Source organism: Alkalicoccobacillus plakortidis (assembly GCF_023703085.1).
GTDB classification, from domain to species: domain Bacteria; phylum Bacillota; class Bacilli; order Bacillales; family Bacillaceae_D; genus Alkalicoccobacillus; species Alkalicoccobacillus plakortidis.
The window spans coordinates 241,021-265,142 of the sequence record NZ_JAMQJY010000002.1; the positions used below are offsets into that span (position 1 = coordinate 241,021).

26 protein-coding genes, 1 rRNA gene and 5 pseudogenes are annotated in these 24,122 nt (G+C 40.1%); 14 read left to right on the forward strand and 18 right to left on the reverse strand.

What is annotated here, in order from left to right:
* Positions 1-64: 64 nt before the first annotated feature.
* Both NDM98_RS15710 and NDM98_RS15715 read right to left on the reverse strand, forming a co-directional pair.
* Positions 65-1,617: ribosomal RNA gene (locus NDM98_RS15710) — 16S ribosomal RNA — on the reverse strand.
* A 297-nt stretch (positions 1,618-1,914) separates the two neighbouring features.
* A complete protein-coding gene (locus tag NDM98_RS15715) occupies positions 1,915-2,787 on the reverse strand; it encodes a nucleotidyltransferase-like protein (protein WP_251609733.1) in 873 nt (290 codons plus the stop codon).
* 153 nt (positions 2,788-2,940) lie between these two features.
* Between NDM98_RS15715 and NDM98_RS15720 the strand changes: the two genes are divergently transcribed.
* On the forward strand, positions 2,941-3,297 hold the full coding sequence (locus tag NDM98_RS15720; RefSeq protein ID WP_251609735.1) for a YgzB family protein: 357 nt from the start codon (positions 2,941-2,943) through the stop codon (positions 3,295-3,297).
* Positions 3,298-3,359: 62 nt separating this feature from the next.
* On the opposite strand, the gene perR is transcribed toward NDM98_RS15720, so the two are convergent.
* The 3 genes from perR to bcp form a co-directional block, all read right to left on the reverse strand.
* On the reverse strand, positions 3,360-3,803 hold the full coding sequence (perR, locus tag NDM98_RS15725; RefSeq protein ID WP_251609737.1) for a peroxide-responsive transcriptional repressor PerR: 444 nt from the start codon (positions 3,801-3,803) through the stop codon (positions 3,360-3,362).
* 83 nt (positions 3,804-3,886) lie between these two features.
* On the reverse strand, positions 3,887-4,183 hold the full coding sequence (locus NDM98_RS15730) for a cyclic-di-AMP receptor (RefSeq protein ID WP_251609739.1): 297 nt from the start codon (positions 4,181-4,183) through the stop codon (positions 3,887-3,889).
* Positions 4,184-4,207: 24 nt separating this feature from the next.
* Positions 4,208-4,681: a thioredoxin-dependent thiol peroxidase gene (gene bcp / locus NDM98_RS15735; protein ID WP_251610399.1), complete on the reverse strand. Its 474-nt coding sequence runs from the start codon at positions 4,679-4,681 to the stop codon at positions 4,208-4,210.
* A gap of 199 nt (positions 4,682-4,880) precedes the next feature.
* Between bcp and NDM98_RS15740 the strand changes: the two are divergent.
* Together NDM98_RS15740 and NDM98_RS15745 are read left to right on the forward strand one after the other, a co-directional pair.
* Positions 4,881-6,180: pseudogene (locus tag NDM98_RS15740) on the forward strand (glutamate-1-semialdehyde 2,1-aminomutase).
* A gap of 76 nt (positions 6,181-6,256) precedes the next feature.
* Positions 6,257-7,279, forward strand: coding sequence for an FUSC family protein (locus NDM98_RS15745; protein ID WP_251609742.1), 1,023 nt, complete (start codon positions 6,257-6,259; stop codon positions 7,277-7,279).
* Between the two features lie 41 nt (positions 7,280-7,320).
* Here the strand turns inward: NDM98_RS15745 and NDM98_RS15750 are convergent, their stop codons facing one another.
* The 4 genes and pseudogenes from NDM98_RS15750 to fabL all read right to left on the reverse strand — a co-directional run bounded on the left by NDM98_RS15750 (position 7,321) and on the right by fabL (position 10,849).
* Complete coding sequence (locus tag NDM98_RS15750) at positions 7,321-9,066, reverse strand: ABC transporter ATP-binding protein (protein ID WP_285804027.1); 1,746 nt, start codon at positions 9,064-9,066, stop codon at positions 7,321-7,323.
* A gap of 52 nt (positions 9,067-9,118) precedes the next feature.
* A pseudogene (gene ntdP, locus NDM98_RS15755) lies at positions 9,119-9,647 on the reverse strand (nucleoside tri-diphosphate phosphatase).
* Positions 9,648-9,882: 235 nt separating this feature from the next.
* Positions 9,883-10,038, reverse strand: a complete 156-nt coding sequence (locus NDM98_RS15760) for a gamma-type small acid-soluble spore protein (RefSeq protein WP_251609744.1) — start codon at positions 10,036-10,038, stop codon at positions 9,883-9,885.
* Between the two features lie 61 nt (positions 10,039-10,099).
* A complete protein-coding gene (gene fabL / locus NDM98_RS15765; protein ID WP_251609746.1) occupies positions 10,100-10,849 on the reverse strand; it encodes an enoyl-[acyl-carrier-protein] reductase FabL in 750 nt (249 codons plus the stop codon).
* A 100-nt stretch (positions 10,850-10,949) separates the two neighbouring features.
* Between fabL and yfhS the strand changes: the two genes are divergently transcribed.
* Complete coding sequence (yfhS, locus tag NDM98_RS15770; protein ID WP_251609748.1) at positions 10,950-11,171, forward strand: mother cell protein YfhS; 222 nt, start codon at positions 10,950-10,952, stop codon at positions 11,169-11,171.
* Complete coding sequence (locus NDM98_RS15775; protein WP_251609754.1) at positions 11,164-11,511, forward strand: hypothetical protein; 348 nt, start codon at positions 11,164-11,166, stop codon at positions 11,509-11,511. The genes yfhS and NDM98_RS15775 overlap by 8 nt, the downstream gene beginning before the upstream one ends.
* A 101-nt stretch (positions 11,512-11,612) precedes the next feature.
* Here NDM98_RS15775 and NDM98_RS15780 read toward each other — a convergent pair.
* From NDM98_RS15780 to NDM98_RS15790, 3 genes and pseudogenes are all read right to left on the reverse strand, one after another.
* Positions 11,613-12,369: pseudogene (locus NDM98_RS15780) on the reverse strand (SDR family NAD(P)-dependent oxidoreductase).
* Positions 12,366-13,464 (reverse strand): annotated as a pseudogene (gene mutY, locus NDM98_RS15785) (A/G-specific adenine glycosylase). The pseudogenes NDM98_RS15780 and mutY overlap by 4 nt, the downstream one beginning before the upstream one ends.
* A gap of 10 nt (positions 13,465-13,474) precedes the next feature.
* A complete protein-coding gene (locus NDM98_RS15790) occupies positions 13,475-13,783 on the reverse strand; it encodes an MFS transporter (RefSeq protein ID WP_251609756.1) in 309 nt (102 codons plus the stop codon).
* A gap of 58 nt (positions 13,784-13,841) precedes the next feature.
* On the opposite strand from NDM98_RS15790, the gene NDM98_RS15795 reads away from it, so the two are divergent.
* Positions 13,842-14,825 carry a metal-dependent hydrolase gene (locus tag NDM98_RS15795; protein WP_251609759.1) on the forward strand — a complete coding sequence of 328 codons (984 nt, stop codon included), beginning with the start codon at positions 13,842-13,844 and terminating at the stop codon, positions 14,823-14,825.
* Positions 14,826-14,876: 51 nt separating this feature from the next.
* Here NDM98_RS15795 and NDM98_RS15800 read toward each other — a convergent pair whose 3' ends face one another.
* On the reverse strand, positions 14,877-15,125 hold the full coding sequence (locus NDM98_RS15800) for a YfhJ family protein (RefSeq protein ID WP_251609761.1): 249 nt from the start codon (positions 15,123-15,125) through the stop codon (positions 14,877-14,879).
* 89 nt (positions 15,126-15,214) lie between these two features.
* Here NDM98_RS15800 and sspK point away from each other — a divergent pair, with 89 nt between their 5' ends.
* Together sspK and NDM98_RS15810 are read left to right on the forward strand one after the other, a co-directional pair.
* Positions 15,215-15,370 (forward strand): small, acid-soluble spore protein K, encoded by a 156-nt coding sequence (sspK, locus tag NDM98_RS15805; protein WP_251609763.1) that lies wholly within the window; start codon positions 15,215-15,217, stop codon positions 15,368-15,370.
* A 20-nt stretch (positions 15,371-15,390) separates the two neighbouring features.
* Complete coding sequence (locus NDM98_RS15810) at positions 15,391-15,543, forward strand: YpzG family protein (RefSeq protein ID WP_251609765.1); 153 nt, start codon at positions 15,391-15,393, stop codon at positions 15,541-15,543.
* 50 nt (positions 15,544-15,593) lie between these two features.
* Here the strand turns inward: NDM98_RS15810 and NDM98_RS15815 are convergent, their stop codons facing one another.
* Together NDM98_RS15815 and recX are read right to left on the reverse strand one after the other, a co-directional pair.
* Complete coding sequence (locus NDM98_RS15815; protein ID WP_251609768.1) at positions 15,594-15,902, reverse strand: YfhH family protein; 309 nt, start codon at positions 15,900-15,902, stop codon at positions 15,594-15,596.
* A complete protein-coding gene (recX, locus tag NDM98_RS15820) occupies positions 15,902-16,720 on the reverse strand; it encodes a recombination regulator RecX (protein ID WP_251609770.1) in 819 nt (272 codons plus the stop codon). The genes NDM98_RS15815 and recX overlap by 1 nt, the downstream gene beginning before the upstream one ends.
* A gap of 94 nt (positions 16,721-16,814) precedes the next feature.
* Between recX and NDM98_RS15825 the strand changes: the two genes are divergently transcribed.
* From NDM98_RS15825 to NDM98_RS15840, 5 genes and pseudogenes are all read left to right on the forward strand, one after another.
* Positions 16,815-17,624 (forward strand): TIGR01777 family oxidoreductase, encoded by an 810-nt coding sequence (locus NDM98_RS15825; RefSeq protein ID WP_307728855.1) that lies wholly within the window; start codon positions 16,815-16,817, stop codon positions 17,622-17,624.
* Complete coding sequence (locus NDM98_RS24195; RefSeq protein ID WP_307728856.1) at positions 17,605-17,718, forward strand: DUF1731 domain-containing protein; 114 nt, start codon at positions 17,605-17,607, stop codon at positions 17,716-17,718. The genes NDM98_RS15825 and NDM98_RS24195 overlap by 20 nt, the downstream gene beginning before the upstream one ends.
* A 256-nt stretch (positions 17,719-17,974) precedes the next feature.
* Complete coding sequence (gene ectA / locus NDM98_RS15830) at positions 17,975-18,478, forward strand: diaminobutyrate acetyltransferase (protein WP_251609772.1); 504 nt, start codon at positions 17,975-17,977, stop codon at positions 18,476-18,478.
* 39 nt (positions 18,479-18,517) lie between these two features.
* Positions 18,518-19,807, forward strand: coding sequence for a diaminobutyrate--2-oxoglutarate transaminase (ectB, locus tag NDM98_RS15835; protein ID WP_251609773.1), 1,290 nt, complete (start codon positions 18,518-18,520; stop codon positions 19,805-19,807).
* 24 nt (positions 19,808-19,831) lie between these two features.
* Positions 19,832-20,229 (forward strand): annotated as a pseudogene (locus tag NDM98_RS15840) (ectoine synthase).
* A gap of 83 nt (positions 20,230-20,312) precedes the next feature.
* Here the strand turns inward: NDM98_RS15840 and NDM98_RS15845 are convergent.
* Together NDM98_RS15845 and rlmD are read right to left on the reverse strand one after the other, a co-directional pair.
* Positions 20,313-20,609, reverse strand: coding sequence for a hypothetical protein (locus NDM98_RS15845; protein WP_251609776.1), 297 nt, complete (start codon positions 20,607-20,609; stop codon positions 20,313-20,315).
* A 364-nt stretch (positions 20,610-20,973) separates the two neighbouring features.
* Positions 20,974-22,383: a 23S rRNA (uracil(1939)-C(5))-methyltransferase RlmD gene (gene rlmD, locus NDM98_RS15850; protein ID WP_251609778.1), complete on the reverse strand. Its 1,410-nt coding sequence runs from the start codon at positions 22,381-22,383 to the stop codon at positions 20,974-20,976.
* Positions 22,384-22,519: 136 nt separating this feature from the next.
* Between rlmD and NDM98_RS15855 the strand changes: the two genes are divergently transcribed.
* Positions 22,520-22,882, forward strand: a complete 363-nt coding sequence (locus NDM98_RS15855) for a GAF domain-containing protein (protein ID WP_251609780.1) — start codon at positions 22,520-22,522, stop codon at positions 22,880-22,882.
* 364 nt (positions 22,883-23,246) lie between these two features.
* Here the strand turns inward: NDM98_RS15855 and pdaA are convergent, their stop codons facing one another.
* The gene (gene pdaA / locus NDM98_RS15860; RefSeq protein ID WP_251609782.1) at positions 23,247-24,035 is read right to left on the reverse strand and encodes a delta-lactam-biosynthetic de-N-acetylase; all 789 of its coding nucleotides are present in this window, start codon (positions 24,033-24,035) and stop codon (positions 23,247-23,249) included.
* Positions 24,036-24,122 lie beyond the last annotated feature (87 nt).

Here is a 24,122-nt window from a genome sequence, read left to right on the forward strand (position 1 = left end):
CAAAAGCCAAAGCGTATTCACATCAGGCGAACCTGTGTGATCGACTAGAAGTATTACTCCCTAGAAAGGAGGTGATCCAGCCGCACCTTCCGATACGGCTACCTTGTTACGACTTCACCCCAATCATCTGTCCCACCTTCGGCGGCTGGCTCCAAAAGGTTACCTCACCGACTTCGGGTGTTACAAACTCTCGTGGTGTGACGGGCGGTGTGTACAAGGCCCGGGAACGTATTCACCGCGGCATGCTGATCCGCGATTACTAGCAATTCCAGCTTCATGCAGGCGAGTTGCAGCCTACAATCCGAACTGAGAATGGCTTTATGGGATTGGCTTCACCTCGCGGCTTCGCAACCCTTTGTACCATCCATTGTAGCACGTGTGTAGCCCAGGTCATAAGGGGCATGATGATTTGACGTCATCCCCACCTTCCTCCGGTTTGTCACCGGCAGTCACCTTAGAGTGCCCAACTAAATGCTGGCAACTAAGGTCAAGGGTTGCGCTCGTTGCGGGACTTAACCCAACATCTCACGACACGAGCTGACGACAACCATGCACCACCTGTCACTTTGCCCCCGAAGGGGAAGCTCTGTCTCCAGAGTGGTCAAAGGATGTCAAGACCTGGTAAGGTTCTTCGCGTTGCTTCGAATTAAACCACATGCTCCACTGCTTGTGCGGGCCCCCGTCAATTCCTTTGAGTTTCAGCCTTGCGGCCGTACTCCCCAGGCGGAGTGCTTAATGTGTTAACTTCGGCACTACGGGCATCGAAACCCCTAACACCTAGCACTCATCGTTTACGGCGTGGACTACCAGGGTATCTAATCCTGTTTGCTCCCCACGCTTTCGCGCCTCAGCGTCAGTTACAGACCAGAGAGTCGCCTTCGCCACTGGTGTTCCTCCACATATCTACGCATTTCACCGCTACACGTGGAATTCCACTCTCCTCTTCTGTACTCAAGCCTCCCAGTTTCCAATGACCGCTTGCGGTTGAGCCGCAAGATTTCACATCAGACTTAAAAGGCCGCCTGCGCGCGCTTTACGCCCAATAATTCCGGACAACGCTTGCCACCTACGTATTACCGCGGCTGCTGGCACGTAGTTAGCCGTGGCTTTCTGATGAGGTACCGTCAAGGTACCGCCCTATTCGAACGGTACGTGTTCTTCCCTCATAACAGAGCTTTACGAGCCGAAACCCTTCATCACTCACGCGGCGTTGCTCCGTCAGACTTTCGTCCATTGCGGAAGATTCCCTACTGCTGCCTCCCGTAGGAGTCTGGGCCGTGTCTCAGTCCCAGTGTGGCCGATCACCCTCTCAGGTCGGCTACGCATCGTCGCCTTGGGGAGCCATTACCTCTCCAACTAGCTAATGCGCCGCGGGCCCATCTCACCGTGAGAGCCCGAAGGCCCTCTTTTAATCTTGCACCAGGAGGTGCTAGATATTATCCGGTATTAGCCCCGGTTTCCCGGAGTTATCCCAGTCGATAAGGCAGGTTGCCCACGTGTTACTCACCCGTCCGCCGCTAACGTTTTTGAAGCAAGCTTCAAAAACGTCCGCTCGACTTGCATGTATTAGGCACGCCGCCAGCGTTCGTCCTGAGCCAGGATCAAACTCTCCATAAAAGTGGTGAGTTGATTGCTCAACTGCTGGCGTTGATGTCTCCATCAACTTTCCAATTGCGCAGTGTTACCTGCGACTTTTTTGTTACTAATGAGATATCATGTATCTCTTCGTACGCTTGGCTTTTGTTCAGTTTTCAAAGAACTTTTTTGTCGTTATCAGCGACTTTTAAATAATAACACTTCGTTGTTGCTGAAGTCAATTACTTTTTTTAAAAAGTTTTTCTTGTCCGCTGCAAGATTCCTCCGCAGCGACAAGTAATAATTTAACACGCCACAACAAATGAGTCAACAACTTTCTCAAATAAAATCGATAATTTTATATTTTGTTTGAAAAATAGACTTTGCCGGCGTTTCTCTCTGTACGATCGAAACAAAACCTTTTTCAATTAACACATTTAAAACGAGCTCTAAATCAATTCGATACTCTTGAACTTCTGGGATCGCTAATAATTCTGCAATTGATGCTTCTCCTTCTATAGAACGAAGCAACTCAAGGAAATGAGAAGTGCCCAATTCTAATTTAGAAATGATCGAAACCTCTAGAGCTAAGATTAATAACTCAATTCTCTTATCTAAAGCTTCTTCACTATTTAATGCTTCCTGATAAAGCTTATGAATTTCAGGCTCAATCTTTTTCACTTGCTCCCAGACTGTAACTTCTGGGTAAAATCCATCTTTGATAACAGCAATCCTCGCTAGATGATGCAAAGCATGAAATAGGTTACTAAAACCATCAAGGACATATCCTTGATTAAATAACGTTTTTCCTTCTTCAAATCTACGAAGAAGCTTAGCAAATTGAATCGTTAATTTTTTTGAGCGATCCCCTGGAGGAAAACTATCAATACGTACCTTCACATCTTGCATAAATTCATTTCGGTCATATACAATCTTGCCATTTACAAGCCAATCAATCAACCGTCTTTGATTTCCTGTTATTAATGAATGGTGCATCATGCCCTGGCTCATTGTATGAAAAGCAATTCGTTTGCCCATTGCCTCATAGTGCTTACTATACCAATCAGTCACATCATCAGAAATCAATAATATGATTGCATCAAATCCATCCGTACTTAAAAATGACGAATCGTCCTTCTTTAATACCAATATGGCACATGTATGTTCTTTACTTGCTTGATCTTGGTAGAGCTGTCTTAATAACATATCCATGATGTACCCTCCCTGTAGAAACCTCTTACCATAAAAAGCTATCTCACATTCAATTCAACAAAAATTGCTAACTTCCTTCTTTACACTTCCTTGACTTAAAAACGAATGTTTGTATACGCTTTCTGTGTTATACTTTTGTCGAGGAGGCGGAGAATGGCTATTAAATATTCAAATAAGATAAATAAAATTAGAACCTTTGCACTTTCCTTAGTGTTCATTGGTATTCTCATTATGTATATAGGAATCTTCTTTAAAGGTAATGCCATTATCATGACCATCGCCATGTTAGTCGGATTTTTAGCCGTTATTTCAAGTACAGTTGTTTACTTTTTCATTGGAATGCTATCGACCAGAGCTGTGCCGGTTCAATGTCCAAGCTGTAACCAACATACAAAAGTACTTGGACGAGTTGATGCTTGTATGCATTGCAACCAACCTTTAACCGTGGACAAAACTCTTGAAGGTCTCGACTTTGATGAAAATTATAATCGAAAAACAACTAAAACGTAAAGCAAAGCAAAAAAAAAAACAAAGCCCATCAGCCTAAGCTGATGGGCTTTGTATTCTATTCATTAATGTTCAACTTTGCTGCCTTTACAGTCTGCACAAGTACCATGAATCTCCATTCTATGGCCACTGACATCAAAACCTGTCACATGTTCAGCCAAAGACTCCACTTCATTTAAACCTGGATAATGGAAATCAACTATTTTACCACATTCATTACAAATTGCATGATAGTGATCTGTTGTCACACTGTCGAATCGACTAGAGGAATCTCCGTAGGTCAATTCTTTTACAATACCCACTTCTTTAAAAACTCGTAGATTATTGTATACAGTAGCAACACTCATATTAGGAAATCTTCCTTCAAGCGCTTTATAAATATCATCTGCAGTAGGATGAATCAATGATTCATATAGATACTCCAAAATGGCGTGGCGTTGAGGAGTCATTCTGACACGAGTGCTTTTAAGAGCCTCAACTGCTTCATGCAGGCGATGATTTGTTGACATCGTCACGCACCTCGCTTTCGAAACCAATTCTTACTTTATAATAATTATAAGTCAAGAGGAAACTCCCTGTCAATTAGCCGAATTTAGCTATTAGCTAATAAATGAGATAAATCACCTGATTTTATTAAAAATGACGTATATCTGTGCGTTTTTTTATCTTTTCGTTGCTTATTCTTTTCCACGTTTAAGCAGGCTTCTTTGAGAGAATCACGTAATGTTGGTAAATCATCTTCGTTTGCGCCGAATAAAAAGGTTGTACTGCCTTTTCTGAGGAAGCCTCCTGAACTTGCCAACTCTGTCATTCGATAGCCCTTTTCTCTAAGCTCTTTTTCAACCTGATCCTTATAAAAATCATCCAAAATACATACAAGTAATTTCATCAGGGCCTCCATTTCTACAAGCATTTACGCTTTGTTCAGTTCTTTTAAAAAGCTGAGCACTTCATCTGCGTGCTCGTTAACCTTTACTTTACGCCATTCTTTCACTAAATTAAAGTCTTTATCAATGACAAATGTCGACCGAACAATACCCATATATTCTTTTCCAAAATTTTTCTTAAGCTGCCACACTCCGTATGCTTCAGAAGCTTCTGCCTGTTCATCTGCAAATAACGGAAAAGGGAGAGTGTATTTCTCGGTAAAATTTTGATGCTTCTTAATGGAATCGGGACTTACACCCAACACTATGGCACCCTGTTCTTTTAAAGGTCCCGTCAGATCACGAAAATCACAAGCTTCTGTTGTGCACCCCGGTGTATTGTCCTTTGGGTAAAAGTAAAGAACGATGTTCTGTCCTTTATAATCGGATAGGGATTTTGTTTCTCCCGAAGTAATCGGTAACGTAAAGTCTGGTGCCGTCTTCCCTAGTTCTGCAGTCATCATAACCATTCCTTCTATTTATAGATTTTAATTAAATCGTATCTGATTCTTCCCTCTTTATCAATGACAATGAACGATTAATCAGTGTGTACCCTAAATCAAAAGCATATAAGCATTAGCCTCCCTAAAAAACTTGCTGTTCATCTAAGCATATGGTTGAATGGCTAAGAGAGACTTAGATTGCTGGAGGGAAACACCCATGAAAAGAGAACAATCCGAACAATTATTTACAGAAGCCAAAGAGCATATATTAGGAGGGGTCAACAGCCCATCCCGTGCATTTAAAGGAGTAGGTGGTGGAACACCTGTTTTTATGAAACGAGGTTCTGGTGCATACTTTTGGGATGAGGATGATAATCAGTACATTGATTATTTAGGTGCGTATGGTCCTATCATTGCTGGGCATGCTCACCCTACAATTACAAAAGCCATTCAAACAGCTGCTGAAAATGGTGTATTATTTGGAACACCTACTAAGCTTGAAAATGAATTTGCATCCAAGCTAAAGGAAGCAATTCCTTCATTAGAAAAGGTTCGCTTTGTTAATTCCGGTACCGAAGCTGTTATGACAACGATCCGTGTAGCTCGTGCTTATACAGGACGTGATAAGATTATTAAATTTGCAGGGTGCTATCATGGTCATTCAGATTTAGTACTGGTTGCTGCAGGTTCTGGACCAAGCAACACTTGGAACGCCTGATTCTCCTGGAGTAACTAAAAATATTGCTAAAGAGGTTATTACAGTTCCTTTTAATGATATAGATGCTTATCGTGAAACACTTGAGCGTTGGGGAGACGAAATTGCTGCCGTTTTAGTGGAACCTATTGTGGGTAACTTCGGCATGGTTGAGCCCGCTCCAGGATTTTTGCAACAGGTGAATGAGCTGACGCATCAGTATGGTGGCTTAGTTATCTACGATGAAGTTATTACGGCATTTCGTTTTATGTATGGGGGCGCACAGGATTATTTAGGGGTTTACCCCGACATGACTGCACTTGGAAAAATCATCGGTGGTGGTCTGCCAATTGGTGCGTATGGTGGCCGAATGGATATTATGGAGAAAGTTGCACCACTTGGACCAGCTTATCAAGCAGGAACGATGGTTGGTAATCCAGCCTCTATGTCTTCAGGTATTGCTTGTTTAGATGTATTAGCAGAAGAAGGCGTATACGAGCATTTGGATCGTTTGGGCGAAAAACTAGAGAATGGTCTCTTACAACTTGCACGTAAACACCATGTTCAGTGTACCGTTAATCGGATAAAAGGAGCCTTAACTCTTTATTTTGGTTCTGAGACAATTACAAATTATGATCAGGCTAACGCTACAAATAGTGAGCAGTTCTCAATCTTTTTCAAAAGCATGCTAGATCAGGGTATCAATTTAGCCCCTTCTAAATTTGAAGCATGGTTTCTAACCATCGCCCATACTGAGGAAGATATCACAAAAACATTAGAAGCAGCAGATCTTGCTTTAGCTGAGGTGGCTGCAACATTTTGATACCTTATGACATTCTACTAATGTGGAAAGGATTCATCCAAGATGAAACTAGGAGCTAGAATATTTAAAACCGGGCTTGGCGATAATTCTTGCTTTGTATTTAGCTGAATGGTTAGGCTTTGAACCACCAACCTTTGCGGCAATAGCAGCTGCATTCGCCATTCAGCCTTCCATTTACCGGACATTTAAAACACTTCTTGATCAAACGCAAGCGAATGCAATTGGAGCGTTACTTGGGGTCATTTTTGTTATTACATTTGGCAATGAACCATTTGTTGTAGGTGTAGTTGTAGCATTATCAATTGCTATTATTCTAAAGCTAAACTTACAATCAGCAACAATACCGATTTCAATTGTTACGATCATTATTATTATGGAGACACCTAGTGAAAACTTTCTGCAATTCGCAGCTGGACGGTTTTTCTTAATCATATTAGGTATTCTTGCCGCTTTTATTGTCAATTTGATCTTTATCCCACCACGTTATGAATTGAAGTTATACGAGAGAATGACCAAAGCCGTTGACGAAACCATCCAGTGGTTAATGTTGTTTGTGCATAAGGATGCCGACCTCAAAATGCTTAAGCAAGATATTGAACGGCTGTATTCAGAGATGGAGAAGCTTGATACACTGTTTGATTTGTTTAAGGAAGAACGCACGTATTTCCTAAAAAGAAGCTTCGGAAAAGCCAGACGTGTTGTTGTTTTTAGGCAGATGGTACACGCATCTAAAAAAGCGCTTGATGTGCTTAGTAGCTTCGATAAGCGGCTGCATGAGTTAGATGAACTGCCGCCTCGGGTCCGAGACATTATTCAGACCCAGCTTGAGCACTTAACTACCTATCACAGTCGCATTATGATGAGATATGCTGGTAAAGTAAATAAACATCCTTCAGAGGAATTGATTAGCGATATTGATAAAGGTCAGGCAAAATTGACGGATTTATTTGTCACGTTATATGAAGAACCAGAATTTGATTTGGCCCAATGGCACCATTTTCTACCCGCAATCTCAGAGGTCATTGAATACCAAGAAGAACTTGAATATCTTGATCAACTAGTTGAGAACTTGACCTCGCATAATGAATCAGCTTCATAAAAAAAGCGTGAACCTCTATAACAGAGTTCACGCTTTTTTATTTAACTTAGTTGTTGAACATGAAATAACTTATGGTAGCTTCCTTCTTTATTGATCAGTTCTTCGTGTGATCCTACTTCGCTGATTTGTCCATTTTCAATAACAACAATTCGATCGGCTGTTGTAATGGTTGATAAACGGTGAGCAACGATAAAAGTTGTACGATCTTTGGCGAGTGTTCCAAGCGCCTCTTGAATATAATGTTCACTTTCTAGATCAAGAGCTGAGGTGGCTTCGTCAAAGATTAAGATTGGTGGATTCTTTAAGAAAACACGGGCAATTGCAATTCGCTGTTTTTGACCACCTGATAGCTTAACCCCACGTTCTCCAACTTGAGTATCATAGCCCTGAGCAAGCTCTTTGATAAATCCATGGGCATTCGCAGCTTTTGCTGCACGGAGAATTTCCTCATCCGTAGCATCTGGATTCCCCATTTTAATATTTGTTTTAATCGTATCACTAAACAAAATGTTATCTTGGAGCACCATCCCGATTTTGTCTCTTAATGTGCGGACCTTTAAGGCACGAATATCCTTGCCATCAACCATAATCCTACCTTCACTTACATCATAGAACCTTGGGATCAAGCTAATTAACGTACTCTTTCCTCCCCCACTCATACCTACAAAAGCAATCGTTTCTCCACTTTTTACGTCTAGATTAATATCCATTAACACAGGTTTATCATCTACTTCATATGAAAAGGAAACATGCTGAAATGTTACGTCACCTTTAACTTGATTCAGCTCTGACGCCTCATTCGTGTCCTTAATATCATACTTTTCATCAATGAATTCAAACACCCTGTCCATCGAGGCGATTGATTGCGTTAATGTTGTAGAGGAGTTAATCAATCTACGTAACGGACTATACAGCCTCTCCATATAAAGTACAAATGCAGTCATGGCACCAACTTCAAGTGACCCGGTAATGACAAAATAACCTGAAACAACAAGGACTAACAGTGGCGCAAAATCCGTAATGGTATTTACAACCGCGAATGTTTTTGCGTTCCATCTTGTATGATCAATCGCCTTATCAAGAAAATGATTATTACGTTTTGAGAAAGCCTTCTGCTCATGATCTTCTAACGCAAAGCTGCGTATAATATTCATCCCTTGTACTCGTTCATGAAGATGTCCCTGTACTTCAGCTAGTGCTTGTGATCTGTCTCTTGTCAGACTACGAAGCCTCGCATAAAAGTATTTGATGGACAAACCATAAAGCGGGAACATGGAAATAGCAACAATTGTCAGCCAAAAATGAAGGTTCATCATAATGACAATCGCAATAACAATTGTAAAAAGGTCGAGCCATATATTCATTAAACCTGTAATCACAAAGTTTTTTGTTTGCTCTACATCATGGATAACTCTTGAAATAATTTCTCCGACCTTACGATTGGAATAAAATTTCAAACTGAGCTTTTGAATATGATGAAAGAGATTATCCCTAATATCAAAAAGCACCTTATTACCAATCCATTGCGCAAAATATTGCCTGTAATATTCTACAGGCGGCCGAATCACTACAAAAAGAAAAAACATTCCTCCCATTATCCAAAATAGAGTGGAAAGCTTATCGGCTTGACTTAATGCATCATTTAAAATTAAGTCGTCTATTATATACATCATCACTAGTGGCAGAAGCAACGGGATACCAAATTTAAGAATACCAATTAAAATAGTTGCTGCTATCTGCTTCCAGTATGGTTTAACAAACGCCATATACCTACGGATACTACCCAAATTTCTTACACCTTCTTCTAAAGAAAGAAAGCCTGGAATCCAGGCCTCTTACTCATCGATATTGCAGATAACGCTCGTACCAAGCTCTCTACAAATTGTGGAGCGAATGGTCCTTTTCTCTGGTGAATCCATGAGATTAGTTCATCTACACTTCTTCTTAAGATACCATCAAGCTCCGGAGGATAATTCATCGCTTTGCTATGAAGTTCGTATTCATCTTCATCTAAAAGCTTAAAGGTCATGTCCGGAAACACTTTAATGTCGAGATCGTAATCAATATACTTTACTGCCTCGTCATCCCACGTAAACGGGGTGCCGAGATTACAATAATAGTAAATGCCGTCAGAACGAATCATACCAATCGTGTTAAACCACGTTTCTGAATCAAAATAACAAATTGCGGGCTCTCTTGTCCGCCAATTTCGTCCATCTGACTCTTTTACGATAATTCGATCATTCCCACCAATTACGACTTTTGACGTCCCTTTAAGCACAATTGTGTCTTCCCAAATGCGATGAAGTGATCCATTATGTTTATAGCTATGGATTTGAATGTTGCTTCCTACTTTGGGAAAATTCATAAATGGCTCCTTTCTCTTTGCTGCGGACGCCATAAACAGAAAAAATCCTGTTTACTGCAAAATTACATACCAACCATCCTTTTATCCACTTTCATTATACAGTTTTCCATATCGTTTTGAAACGGTAAGAGCCTGAATTCATAAAACAAGCTAATATATTAAGTTTCTATGTAGTAAAAACGCCCTCTAAACCGATTGGTCAGAGGGCGTTTACTCTGCTAATTAAACCAGAGTGTTATTGTTGTGTTTTTTTAGACTGAGACTGTTGGTTTTGTTTTTTCACTTCTTGTACATCTGTTTCAGATGCAAATTCAGTGTTGTAGTTGCCTTGTTTAGAAGCTTGGTTTTGCTTCTTTACAGTCTTAGCATTTGTATTTGTTTTGTTTTCCATGGTTTATCACCTCCACAAACATTAAGATGTCCGGAAGGTGATTGTCTTATACAACATTTTTTTAAGCTAAAAGTGAAATGCCACCATCCACAATTAATGTTTGACCACGAACCATATTCGCTTCATCAGATAATAAGAAGATAGCTGCATTAGCTAAGTCTGCGGGCTCGACTACTCGCCCGGTTGGTGTACGCTTTGCGGCATCAGATAATAGTTCTTCACGATTAGGAAAATGTGTGAGCGCATCCGTGTCAACTGCCCCACCAGATACTGCGTTCACCGCAATATTCATCGGTGCAAGTTCAACAGCCAGATAACGAGTTAATGACTCAACCGCTGCTTTTGAAACACCTACAGTTGTGTAATTAGGTAAATAACGAATCGATCCAAGTGAGCTTAAGCTAACAATGCGACCACCGCCATTTTTCTCCATCATTTTTGCAGCTTCTTGAGCGCCAAATAGAAGTGCTTTTGCATTAATATCCATAGTCCAATCCCAATGATTTTCTTCTAGCTCCATTAATGGTCTAAGAACTCCAGATGCTGCATTGTTTACAAATACATCCAAACGACCATATTCCTCATCCACCGCTCGAAATAACTCTTTGATTTTTTCTGGTTTTCCAACGTTTGCTTTCACAACGATTGCTTTTTGTCCTAATGCTTCAATTTCAGCTGCTGTATCTAATGCTGGTTGCTTACTTCTTGCGTAATTAATGACTAAATCATATCCACGTTCAGCTAACCGTAAAGCAATTTGTTTTCCAATGCCTCGGCTACTTCCTGTAACAAGTGCTACCTTTTGACTCAATTCTTTCTCCTCCAATCAAATATGCCCATTTATTATAGCGCATAGCTATCAAGCATGAAAGACACACTACATCATATAAAAGGTAAAAAGGAGACTACTTATGTATGTAGGACGCGACATGACAGAACTATCTATGATGGAAAAAGAAAAATGGACGGATAAAGAGCTTGCTTTTTTTCACCATAGTTTGGGTCAGATTACTCCGTACTTAAATCAAGAAGGTGCCGCCATCCATATCCAAATTATTAAAGAGATTGAATCTAGAGGGGGATTGCATCAGAGTGCAACCTATACTCAGGGAACGGAGGTTCATTATGACTAATGAGGAAGAAAAGCAGCTTTATTATGTGAATTTGAACCCTATCAGTATGGATACGATTAGTCCTGTTCGAGTAAATGACGGTCAGCTTATAGAATATGAAATTGCCGCCACTCTTAGTGAAAGAGAAGATCTTGAGCATTTATTACATGAGGTTACGGCCCATGACGTTGAGTTAGGCAATTTAATAAGCTTTCGTCATTTTGATGACACGGAAGGTGATGCTGATAAAAATGAATACCAACGTGGCTTAAATGACATCTTTGATGAGCTATATAGGCTTGGAACGGAAGAAACCAAAGCGAAGATTAAAGAGATTCATCTGATTAATGATGAGACATAATTTTAGGTGAGAAGAAGGATTCTAAACAGAGTCCTTCTTCTTTTGATTTCGATCCGGAAAATTCTCCATTTGAAGTGTGATTAATTTTTAATCATTTTTATTTAAAAATTCGACCTAGATTGCCCGCCGTCCACATTTAATGTGGCTCCGACGACCCAAGCTCGCTTTTTCTGATGCAAGGAATACGACTGTGTTTGCCACTTCGTCTGCAGTTCCAAAACGTCCGGCAGGTATTTCAGCCTCCACAAATGCTTTCATTTTTTCAGGGTTCTCATCTATGCGTTTTTGCCAATTACCTGTGGGATGCAAAATAGATCCAGGTGCTATTCCATTTACCCGCACACCATCTTTAATTGCTTCATCTGCAAGAGATTTAGTAAAACTAATCAAAGCAGCTTTTGCACCATTATACGTAGGCTTTCCTCCTGCTTCACGACCAAAAATAGATGAGATATTAACAATTGCTCCTGATTGTTGTGCCTTCATATCCAAAAGAGCTAGCTTACTAAAATGAACCGCAGAGAAATAATTCAAGTTAAATGCGTCCTCAAATGTCTGCATATTTGTTGCTTCAATGGTAGAACCATTACTGCCTCCAACATTGTTAATCAGGATATCAATTGACCCGAGTGTACGTTTCACCTCTGCAAAAGCTCGCACTCGCTCACTTTCTACTGCTAGGTCTGCCTGAACGGTTATGATATCTAGTTCTTTTTTACAGTCTTCAAGTTCTTTTTCCCCACGTGCAGCAATTGCAACCTTTGCTCCTTCTATTACAAATAGTTCAGCAATTGCTCTGCCAATGCCTTTGGAGCCACCAGTAATAAATACGACTTTATCTTGTAGGTTTAAATTCATTTTGCTTCACCTCGAATAGTGTGAGTAATGATCTTTTGGTGTGATACAGGAAACGCATATTTCTCCAAGCCACTCTTAGAGACCCATTTAAGAACGGTTCCTTTGGAACTTTCAACATGCTCTGCTTCAGCCACGTAAACAGAAATATTCCAAATGATATGGGAGAACACATGCTCAATTTGCTGAACAGGTTCTACATGTTTATAGGTGTTGATGCCATATTCATTTACTAATCCTTGTTTCAGCTCGTCCAAGTTACCTTGGCTTACCACTTCGAAATTTGGAAACTGCCAAAGTCCAGCAAGTAATCCTTTTTCTGATCGTTTTTCGATTAAGTAATCTCCATCTTTATTCTTAATCAAAAATGCAGCCATGTTTTTTGGAATGGCTTTTTTCTTTTTGGTTTTTACCGGCAACTCATTCTGCAAACCTTGTTCGTAAGCTCCACATTGATTTTGCACTGGACATAAGAGACAGCCGGGAGATGTTGGGGCACAAACCAATGCACCAAGTTCCATTAAACCTTGGTTAAAAGCAGATGGATCTTCTGGATCAATTATTTCATAAAGCTCATTTTCAAAGGTTTTTCGTGTTTTTGCCTTAGCAATATCTTCATCAATGACTAACACTCTAGACATTACCCTCATAACATTGCCGTCTACAGCAGGCTCCGCTTTATTATAGGCAATACTTAGGATCGCTCCAGCTGTATATGGACCAACACCTTTTAAAGTGGATATTGCTTCTCTTGAATTTGGAACAACACCACCATATTCTGAAACAACTTCGCGAACGGCGGTTTGCAAATTTCGAACACGGGAATAATAACCGAGACCTTCCCAGGCTTTTAAAATTTCATCCTCTGAAGCTTCCGCAAAATTTTCTAATGTCGGAAATTGACGCATGAAATTCAAAAAATATGGGATAACGGTATCGACTCTTGTTTGTTGAAGCATAATCTCAGACACCCATACTCTATAGGGATCTCGATTTTCTCTCCAAGGTAAATCACGCTTGGTTTTGATAAAACCAGTCGACTAATTGAGAGCGAAATGCTTTTATATCAATTTGTTCTGTACAGCGTACTGCCAACAGTATTCACTCCTTACGTCTTTTTAACAAAGGCCCAGCAATGAAATTTAGCTAAGCCACCTTCAATGTAATTGTCTAATTCTGAAAATATAGGATGGTTTTTGGTTTGACGTAGCTCTTTTAAACGCTGATAATGGGAGAACGTTGTCGCCTCAAACATTTCAACATATAATAGAGGTTGGTCATAAGCTTCAAACCATTCAATATTGTAGGCTCCTTCTTGTGATAGAGCGTCCAATAAAATTGACATTTGTTTTTCATATAATTGTTTTGCGTCTTCACTAATCTTATACTCAATAAAAACACGAATTGATTGATCCATTAGTATCCCGTCCTTACCTAATATTAGATCGAACCACTAAAGGAGGCTCCCCTGTTTCATGGATACAAGTACACACATCGTCATGGGAATAAGCCTTGGTGGACTTGCTACAATTGACCCGGCTGTTGCATCAAACCCTGTAATGCCTGGGGCTGTAATGGCCGCTGCTATCATTGGTTCACAGGCACCTGACTTTGATACAATATTAAAATTGCGAAATAACGCTGTATATATTCGAAACCATCGTGGTCTAACTCATTCTATTCCTGCCGTCATCATATGGTCGTTATTGATTTCCGGCAGTCTGACAATGTTTGTTAATGGAGCAGACTGGCTTACCTTGCTGCTTTGGTCGTTTATTGCTGTTTTTTTACATGTTTTTGTTGATATTTTTAATGCATACGGGACACAAGCATTGCGTCCAATTTCGAATAGGTGGATAGCACTAGGTATCATCAATATCTTTGATCCATTTATTTTCTCAGCACATGTAGTGGCCATTCTCTTATGGTGGAGCGGTATGGCACCGGCCGGACCCGTTTTTCTAGGCTTATATGGCCTATTAATTCTTTATTATGTTTGGCGTATCGTTGAAAAACGACGAGTCGTTCAGAATGCAAAGGAACTACATCCTGATGCCTCACATATCTTTGTTTCACCATCAATTCGTTGGAACCAATGGCATTTAGTCATTAGAACACCAAGCATGCTACATGTTGCGGAATCTAAGCAAAAAGAGATTAATTTTTTTGAACGTTATCAGTTTGTGCCAATTCCTGAGACAACGATTATCAATGCTGCAAGAAAAGATCCTAACCTTTCCGCCTTTCTTTCCTTCTCTCCAACTTATAGATGGGAAGTGGATGAAAGCAGTGAAGGTATGCAAGAGGTCCGGTTCTATGATTTAAGATATCGAAGCAAAGGACATTATCCTTTTGTTGCGATTGTTCAAATGGATGAAGATTTCTCAATTGTCTCTTCATATACAGGTTGGGTATTTAGTGAAGAAACGTTACAAAAAAAATTAAAAGTTATCACGTAACCGGTAAAAGGAGGTTGACCAATTGGTCTCCTCCTTTTTTTATAAATGTGCTTACTCATTTAGATGGCTGAATTTTTTTTGACCAGGTTGATAGCGGTGCAAATATGGACCATATTGTTCAATCCACTTAATGACAATAGCTTCCGTTGTTTCTGGTCCGCGATATGGTCTTCCTGCTTTCGCGCGGGTTGCCTCAAAATCCTCCCACAAGCTCTCTACCCACGTTCTTGCCTGATCATGTGTAAGCTCATCATTACGTGCAAGTAGTCTTTCCGCTAACTGTTCAAACTGACTTTCCATTTATATTTCCCCTTTACAATAATTACGTCTTATAGTTCTTTGTTTAACGCGCAAAATACAATTAGGCCACCAGGAGAGGAGGCTGCAGCATGAGGAACAAAGCATCTCATTTTCCGGGACGGATCTCTTTATCAGGAGAGCCAAAAGCAAAACCGGAATTCTCTTCAAAACGTGCTGATGGCACGATTGCGGATCGTCCACAGGAGCGTATGTTTAGCTCCAATACCAATCATTCAGACAAGTAATGACGGAGGTGGCAAGTGTCATGAGTAAAAAACAGACTTTTACTTCGCACTACAAAGATCCCTTTCAATCGCCTCGGGCTAATGCCAAAAAATCCTTTAATCAGGTGAATGGCGAGACTGAGCAAAGCCAGCATAACATTATTTTAGAGAAACAGATGAGAACCCGTACGTAAGCATCAAATCCACCTGGAGCAGGGAATTTACTTCCCTGCTTTTTATTGCTTTATTGCTCAATCAACGAAATTGGAATTCCTTCTAGTTTGGACTCGTTGTTTCTATAGCCCCATGCAAATTGCCCGTTCATATATGAAATTGAAAAAGTGGTTTGTCCATCTTTTAACTGATACGTTTTACCAGGCTTGAAGTCATCTGGATTAATCAAATATGCTTTTGCCAGCAATACTCGGCGTTCATATACGGCAAATTCATTTAACATACCCATTTGTTCAGCTTTTTTTGCTTTTTCATTTAACGCTGTAATTTCCTGTCTTAACTCAGGTTTTGTCATTTCACTAAATCGCTTTTCGTTCATTACTCTACATCCTCTCTATCGTGCTCGTCCAAGTAAAACTCAATTGACTGAATGGAAAACCCTTTTTGATATAATGCCTGTTTCATTTTAATCCTATATTCTTTTCCTGTATACTTACTTGCATATTTTCGTTCTAATTTGGCGGCTTGATAACTCAATGCTTGCTGCTCATCCGTTTCTTCTTGAGGCTCCATTTTTTCTAATACTTCTTGTATTAGACTTGAAGAGAATCCCTTTCCTCTCAATTGCTGAAACAGCTTTTGTTTTTGTGCACTCATTGATTCACGAGCGGTTTTTTTGGTTTGCTTATCTACCCATTTTTGAATAAGGGCAATCTCATCTTCTTCTTTAAATTGATCAATCGCCTCTTCTGTAACGATCTTGTTAACCCCTTTTTGCGTTAGCTCTTGCTTCAACTTCAGCGGTCCTTTAATTTGTGTAGCAGATTTTGATCGTACATAGGTCGATGCAAATGAGCTATCATCCAAATAACCGAGCTCCTTAAATTTTTCAATAGCAGCTTTGATATGCTCTGGTTGTCGTTCCTTTTTCTCCAGATAATCAGTCATTTCCTTAACAGTCCGCATCCGATATGAGAGATAATGAAGACCTAAATTGATCGTCTTTTTCTTCTCATCTTCCTCCACAAGCTCTTTTATTTGTTGCTCATCAATTTCCAAGCCCTTACTTAAGTTATATTTAACAAATACATCTTGATCTACTGCAAAACCAAAGGATTCCTTACCTCCACTACTTACATATATGTTGAGGCGGTCTTTGTTACGTTTTTGCATTGTAATACGACTAATTACAGCCAAATTGACTACCTCCTATTTCTTTTCGAAAAAAGTCTTGATATCAATGATATTCGGGTATACTCACTGTATCATCATACACTTTAGGAGGCTAAATATGAAGATCGCAATTACAGGTGGTAGTGGATTTATTGGACAGAAATTAACGGCGCAGTTAACATCAGCCGGCCACGATGTTCTCATTCTCACACGAAGCTTAGAAGGTAAAAAACAAACAGACAACGTCTCCTATGTAAAATGGATGAGCGATGATTCCAGTCCAGAAGTGGAGCTTGAAGGTATAGATGGAATAGTCAATTTAGCAGGCGAGTCTATAATGGGCCGCTGGACAGAGAAAAAGAAGCAACGAATTTTATCTAGTCGCATCAAAGCAACTCAAGCTGTATTATCGATTATTAAAAAGCTGAAGCAAAAACCAAAAGTTTTACTGAATGCTTCTGCAATTGGCTATTATGGTGTGTCAGAGACAATAGATTTTGTTGAAGGATCAGAACCTGTTGAAACTAACTTCCTATCTGAAGTAACAGATAGATGGGAAACAGAAGCTGCTAAAGCCAAAGACTTTGGACTTCGAGTGGTATTCGGTCGCATAGGAATTGTTCTTGATAAACAAGAAGGGGCTCTGCCAAAAATGGTTTTGCCATATAAATTATATGCTGGAGGAACACTTGGAACCGGAAAACAATGGATGTCATGGATTCATATTCATGATCTCGCTTCGTTGTATCAATTTGCATTAGAGAATGAACACATCTCAGGACCACTTAATATCACTGCTCCAAACCCAATGCAAATGATAGAATTCGGAAAAACCATTTCGCAAGTGATTGGCAAACCACACTGGTTTCCAAGCTCCAAAAATAGCGATTACAACGATTTTGGGAGAAATGAGTACCTTGTTAGTTGATGGCCAAAAAGTATTCCCGAGAAAAGCGACGGATAATGGATTTATATATACCTATAGTGAGCTAAAACCCGCTCTTCGCGATTTAATTGGATAAATAAGCGAATAGCACAACATGAGAGAAATTCTTACATTTGTGGTTTGAACATTTGCTTATGGGGTACCTATATACAGGAAACAAAAAGAAATAAGGGGGTTACCTCTGCTCATATGCAGTGAACAAGTTTAATACGGTTTAATGCCGTTTTAGCTTGTTTGCCTCTAAATCTGCTTAACGTTACCATTATGAGTGGAGTTTCTTTCCAAAAGAAAAAACGTATTAAAAATACAGTAGGTTAAAAGGGGTGAAGACAATGAGCAAACAAACAGCAACCATCATTCCAGTTACATTCGAAAAGCCTAAAAAGGAAGACAGTTCGGCTATGTGGAATCTTGTGAACAATTCTACACTCGATCAAAATTCACCATACAAGTATATGATGATGGCTGATTTCTTTACCGACACATGTATTGTAGCTAAACAAGATGAAGAACTAGTTGGTTTTGTCACAGCATTTATTCAACCTGAACGTCCAGATACTCTATTTATTTGGCAAGTTGGTGTAGACCCTTCACAAAGAGGTAAAGGATTAGCATCAAAAATGATTGCGGAACTCGTTCAATGGAACGCTGATAACGTAAATTATTTAGAAGCTACTGTAACACCATCTAACGAAGCATCAAGAGCCTTATTTAAAAAGCTCGGTAGAGAATCAAAAACTGAATGTATAATCTCTGATCATTTTTCAGCATCACTATTTCCAGACGACAGCCATGAGAAAGAACAACTATTTAGAATAGGTCCATTTAAATCTTAAATTAACGGTTTATCATTTAAAGGAGGAGTACTTTAAAACATGACTCAGAAAACGGATATGAACATTTTTGCACAGATGGAATCAGAGGTTCGCAGTTATTGCCGTAGCTTTCCAACCGTTTTTACTAAAGCTAAAGGCCACAAGATGTGGGATGAGGAAGGCAAAGAATATATCGATTTCTTTTCTGGTGCTGGTGCACTGAACTATGGTCATAACGATCCTTTGATGAAAGAGAAGCTAGTTGAATATATTCTGAGTGATGGTATTACCCATTCACTAGACATGGCAACTACACCAAAGGCTGTTTTTCTAGAAGAATTTAATAACACCATCTTAAAGCCGCGTGACTTGAATTATAAGGTCATGTTCCCTGGTCCTACTGGAACAAATACGGTAGAAAGTGCGTTAAAGCTTGCGAGAAAAGTAACAGGGCGCACAGATATCATTAGTTTTACTAATGGTTTTCATGGAATGACGATTGGTGCTTTATCAGTTACAGGTAATTCATTCAAACGTAAAGGTGCTGGTATTCCACTTACTAATACTGTAACAATGCCCTATGACAATTTTGTCAGCGATGAACTCGACACTCTGGAGTATCTCGAGCGCTTCCTAGACGATGGAGGCAGCGGTGTTGCCATTCCGGCAGCCATTATTCTCGAGACAGTCCAAGGTGAAGGCGGGATTAATGCCGCACGATTCGAGTGGCTTAAAAAAGTGGAAGCTATCTGCAAACGTTGGGATATCCTTCTGATTGTGGATGACGTGCAAGCTGGTATCGGTAGAACTGGAACGTTCTTCAGCTTTGAACAAGCAGGTATAAAACCAGATATCGTATGTCTTTCAAAATCCATCAGTGGTTATGGTCTGCCACTGGCATTAACATTAATTAAACCAGAGTACGACATCTGGGAGCCCGGCGAACATAACGGTACATTCCGTGGAAATAACCATGCCTTTATTACGGCAACAGCTGCCCTATCCTACTGGAAGGATGACAGCTTTGAAAACAAAATCGCTGAACAATCAAAACGAATCTATTCTTTCTTAGAGGATATCGTTGCCAAATATCCACAACTAGAAGGTGAAGTACGCGGACGTGGATTTATGGTTGGCGTGTGCTCAGCTAAAGAAGGTCTAGCAGGTAAAGTAGCAGCAGAAGCATTTTCTCGTGGACTGATTATGGAAACGGCTGGACCGAATGATGAGGTATTCAAATTATTCCCTGCCCTAACCATAACGGATGAAGGTCTAGAGCAAGGGTTCCGCATTATTGAAGAATCAGTTGAATCAGCAGTCAATCCAAAAGAACTTGTAACAAACGCATAAACGTTAACTGGAGGGGTCATAAGGATGAAAGTAGTATCATTAAAAGATGTAATCGGATCAGAAAATGAAGTAGAAGCTGAAAACGGAAACTGGGTTAGTCGTCGTCTATTATTTAAAAAAGACGGAATGGGCTATTCAGTGAACGACACCATCATTCGAGCAGGTACTGAAACACACATCTGGTATCAGAATCATCTTGAAGCCGTTTATTGCATCGAAGGCTCTGGTGAAGTTGAAACGATTAAAGATGGCAAGTATGGCCAATCAAAGCCGGAGATATCTATGCATTAGATGAGCATGACGAGCATCTCCTACGCGCTCACGAAGGTGGAGACATGCGTATGGTATGTGTCTTTAATCCTCCACTAACAGGTCGAGAGCACCATGACGAGAACGGTGTTTACCCTGTAGATGAAGATTAAAAGTAAATAAAAAAGGGACGGCAGCTGATTTGAATCACTGTTATACCAAAAAAAGCAGAGCCGGTTTAAACCGACTCTGCTTTTTAATGTACCAACACTTGTTCAAATTCAATTTCCTTTGGATCTAATCCTATTTTCCCTAAAAACTCTGCTACCTCATCCATAGTATCTAAAGGGTATTGCGTATGACATAGGTGGCTGGTTCGCTTTAAGCTGGCTTGAAAGGATTCACTTAAAGCAAGCTCACTCTTAACTGAATAAATCGCTTGAAGGACTTTTTCGTCACGTTCAAAGCTAACAAACCCATCACTCTGATTAAAATAAACAATGAGCGGCACATTTGTGTGCGGATGGATGATATGTGCTTTAAATAAGTTCACTGCTTCCCCCTCCCTCTATAGCTCTCCTCCTGAGGACTATAAAAATTCACTGTATACTAATAGGTACTCTACGTTTCCCTCTTGCTATTTGTGTTAAACGTTTTTCAAAACAATGCCATGAGAAATGTTGAATGTAGTAGAATTCAGTATATTAATAAAGAATGCTTTTTTAACACTCTAATCCTATGAACCGAAATTGCATATTGCTACTATAATCTTGACTCAATTTAAAGTAAAGCAAATGGCTATAGCTGTTAGGACATTTTTTAGAGAATGTATCGAAAAAGTAGATGAGAGAATTGGATCTTTAAACAAAAGGAGTCCCTGTTTCATTTCAGGTGACTCCTTTTGACATGCAAGTTTCTTATTTTTTTAAGCTTAACTCGGTCACACTCTCAACCTGAGCAGTCCACGGGAACATATCAACCGGTTGAATGTTATTCACTTTATAACCTGCCAAGCGAAGTTGTTCAACATCTTTTGCCAGTGTGGATGGGTTACAGGAAACATAAACAATTCGTTGTGGCTTTGTTTGTTTGAGAGTTGTTAATAATTTTTGATCACAGCCAGTTCTTGGCGGATCGACAACAACAACATCTGGTGACCAGCCCTGCCTTACCCACTTTGGTAACCACTCTTCAGCTTTTCCAACTTCATATTGGTAAGAGCGAACTCCATTTTTCCGGGCATTATGACGTGCGTCAACAATTGACTCTTCTATGACATCCATGCCTCTAACTTCAGCCACTTGATCAGAAAGCCATAAACCAATCGTTCCTACCCCACAATAAGCATCAACTAGCTTTTCAGTTCCAGTTAATTTTGCCGCCTTTTTGGCTTCATTATATAAAACAACTGTCTGCTCAGGATTTAATTGAAAAAAAGCTCTTGCTGACAGCGAAAATGAAACATCGCCCAGAGTTTCATGAATCGTCTCTTCCCCAGAAACCAAGGTCGTTCTGTCACCAAAAATCAATGATGTTTTCTGATCATTTATATTTTGCATAAAAGAAGTAACCTCAGGCAACCGTTTTTTTACTTCTTCTATTACTTGCTTACGTTTTGGAATGGTTTCTTCCGCTGTGACAAGCACAAGCTGAACATCTCCAGTTTTAAAACTGACACGTGTCACAATGGTGCGAATCGCCCCACGATGTTTTCGTTCATTATAAATCGAAATATCCAGATCTTGAAGAATCTCTTTCATCACCTGCGTCACATGATTAGATGATTTGTGTTGAACCATACAGGCAGAAAGATCAATAAGCTTATGAGAGTTTTGCGCATACAGCCCCGCTTCAACTACTCCTTTGCTCTTCTTCACCTGAAGCTGACTCTTATTCCGATAGTACCAAGGATTATCCATTCCACGTGTCTTCTGTATAGGGAGTTTCTCGTTCGAAAAGTTTGTATACCTCTCAAAAGCCTGCCTTACAAGGTCTGCTTTCTCGCGTAAAGAAGCCTCATACTCCATATGCTGCAGCTGACAACCTCCACATTGATCATAAATCGGACAGGGCGGATCAATTCTCTCAGTGGATTTTTTACGAATCTTTTTGATCGCTGCCTCTGAAAACCTCTCTCCTGGCTTGGTTACCGTTGCAACCACTTCTTCTCCCGGCAAAGCACCTGGGACAAATACAACGTGGCGTTTATAGTATCCAACCCCTTCTCCATTAATACCTAATCGTTTTATTGTAAGAGGAAATTGTTGTCCAACTTCAACTGTTGTCGTATTAGTCTTACCTGCACTTGCTTGATTTGATGATTTCATATTCGACACTCCAATGTTTACAACTTCATATATGAAGTATAGCACGTTCATAGATCTTCCTAAACTTACTAAACACTTTGGGCATTTTCTCTGATAGAATAGTAAAAGTAATGGCTAGTGGAGGAGTGAATAAAAATTGTCTATACCTACGGATGTAGCGTCTTTGCAGATTATGGCGCATGTCTACAAACGTAAAAGCGCTCAGTCTACATTTGAAAAGACGGTAGAAAGCCTGGTAAGTTCCGTTCCTTATATAGATTGGGTTGGGATCTACCTTTACGAAAAATTAAACCATAAACTCGTTGCCGCCTCATGCTTTGAGGACGACTTACAATGGACATGTAATGGTGAATTGAAGTTTCCAATTACTGACTCATCTGAGCAAGAAATCGGTATAATGATTGTACGCAGTAAACAATCAATCGCCTTTGATGTAACAGATGTTTCTACTTTAAAAACAATCGCATCAGCAATTGGTCAAGAAACACTTGTTAATTAACTTATACCACTAAAAAACCTCAGCTGAGTGCCGAGGTTTTTTAGTGGTTTAGTGAAGTTTGTGCGAGGAAATAAATAAGACCGAGCTTGCTTGTGTAGGTAGGTGCTAATCAAGAATCGAAGCTCTGTTAGCAAGAGCATTATACTCCCTAGCAAGAGCTCTGGCTCCTTATCAAGAACGTTTGGCTCTCTTCCAAGAACTCAGACTCCTTACCAAGTGCGTTCGCCTCTCTTCCAAGAGCTCCAAGCTCCTTACCAAGACCTTTTGGCTCTCTTCAAAGAGCTCAGGCTCCTCACCAAGAGCCCAAGCCTCTTACTAAGACGAATCTGCTACACCAAGAACCCTAACTCCTCTCCCCACCAAACTAAGGAATCATTTTCTGAGCCGTTAGATCGTCCAGGCTTTCAAATGTGTATCCTTGCTTTTTCGCTTCGTCTATCACTCTAGGCAAGGCCTCTGCGTTATCGCTTGATACGGAGTGAAGCAGCATAATGGCGCCGGGGTGAATGCGGTCCATGATTTTGTTATAAGCATAATCCGCGCCTTTTTGTTTGTTTACATCCCAGTCTGCATAGGCAAGGGACCAGAATACATTGATGTAGCCTTCTGCTTCTGATAGTTCTAGGCTACGTTCACTGAATTCGCCACGCGGGGGACGTAGGTAGTTCATATATTCAATACCTGTTAGCTCGGCAAATCGTTTTTTTACTTTAAGTAATTCTCTTGATAATCGTTCGCCATCAACGGCTGGCAGACTCGGATGATGCCAGGAATGGTTTCCCACAATATGTCCTTCATTCACCATTCGTTTAACGAGGTCAGGCGCAGAATCTAGATAGTGGCCTGTTACAAAAAATGTTGCAGGGACTTTTTTCTCTCTTAATACATCTAGAACTTTTTCTGTATAGCCATTTTCATATCCATTATCGAATGTTAAGTATAGAACTTTTCGTTCTGTATCACCGATAAAGTAACCTCCTGCTTCATCAAGCAGTTTTATAAATTCTGGTTCAGTTGTTACGGGTTCATGATTCTTCGTTGGTTTAAAACTCCAGTGAAGAACGTCATTATCATAAGCCTGTACTTGCTCGTTTGTTCCTACTGCAATGACTCCAATTATAATAATTAACATGATGATCCACTTTGCTTTCATTTTCTCACCTCTACACAGCTGTTTATAAATAGCATGCATCGACCATGAGATTTTACTTACTCCATATTTTGGACAAATTTAAACCGA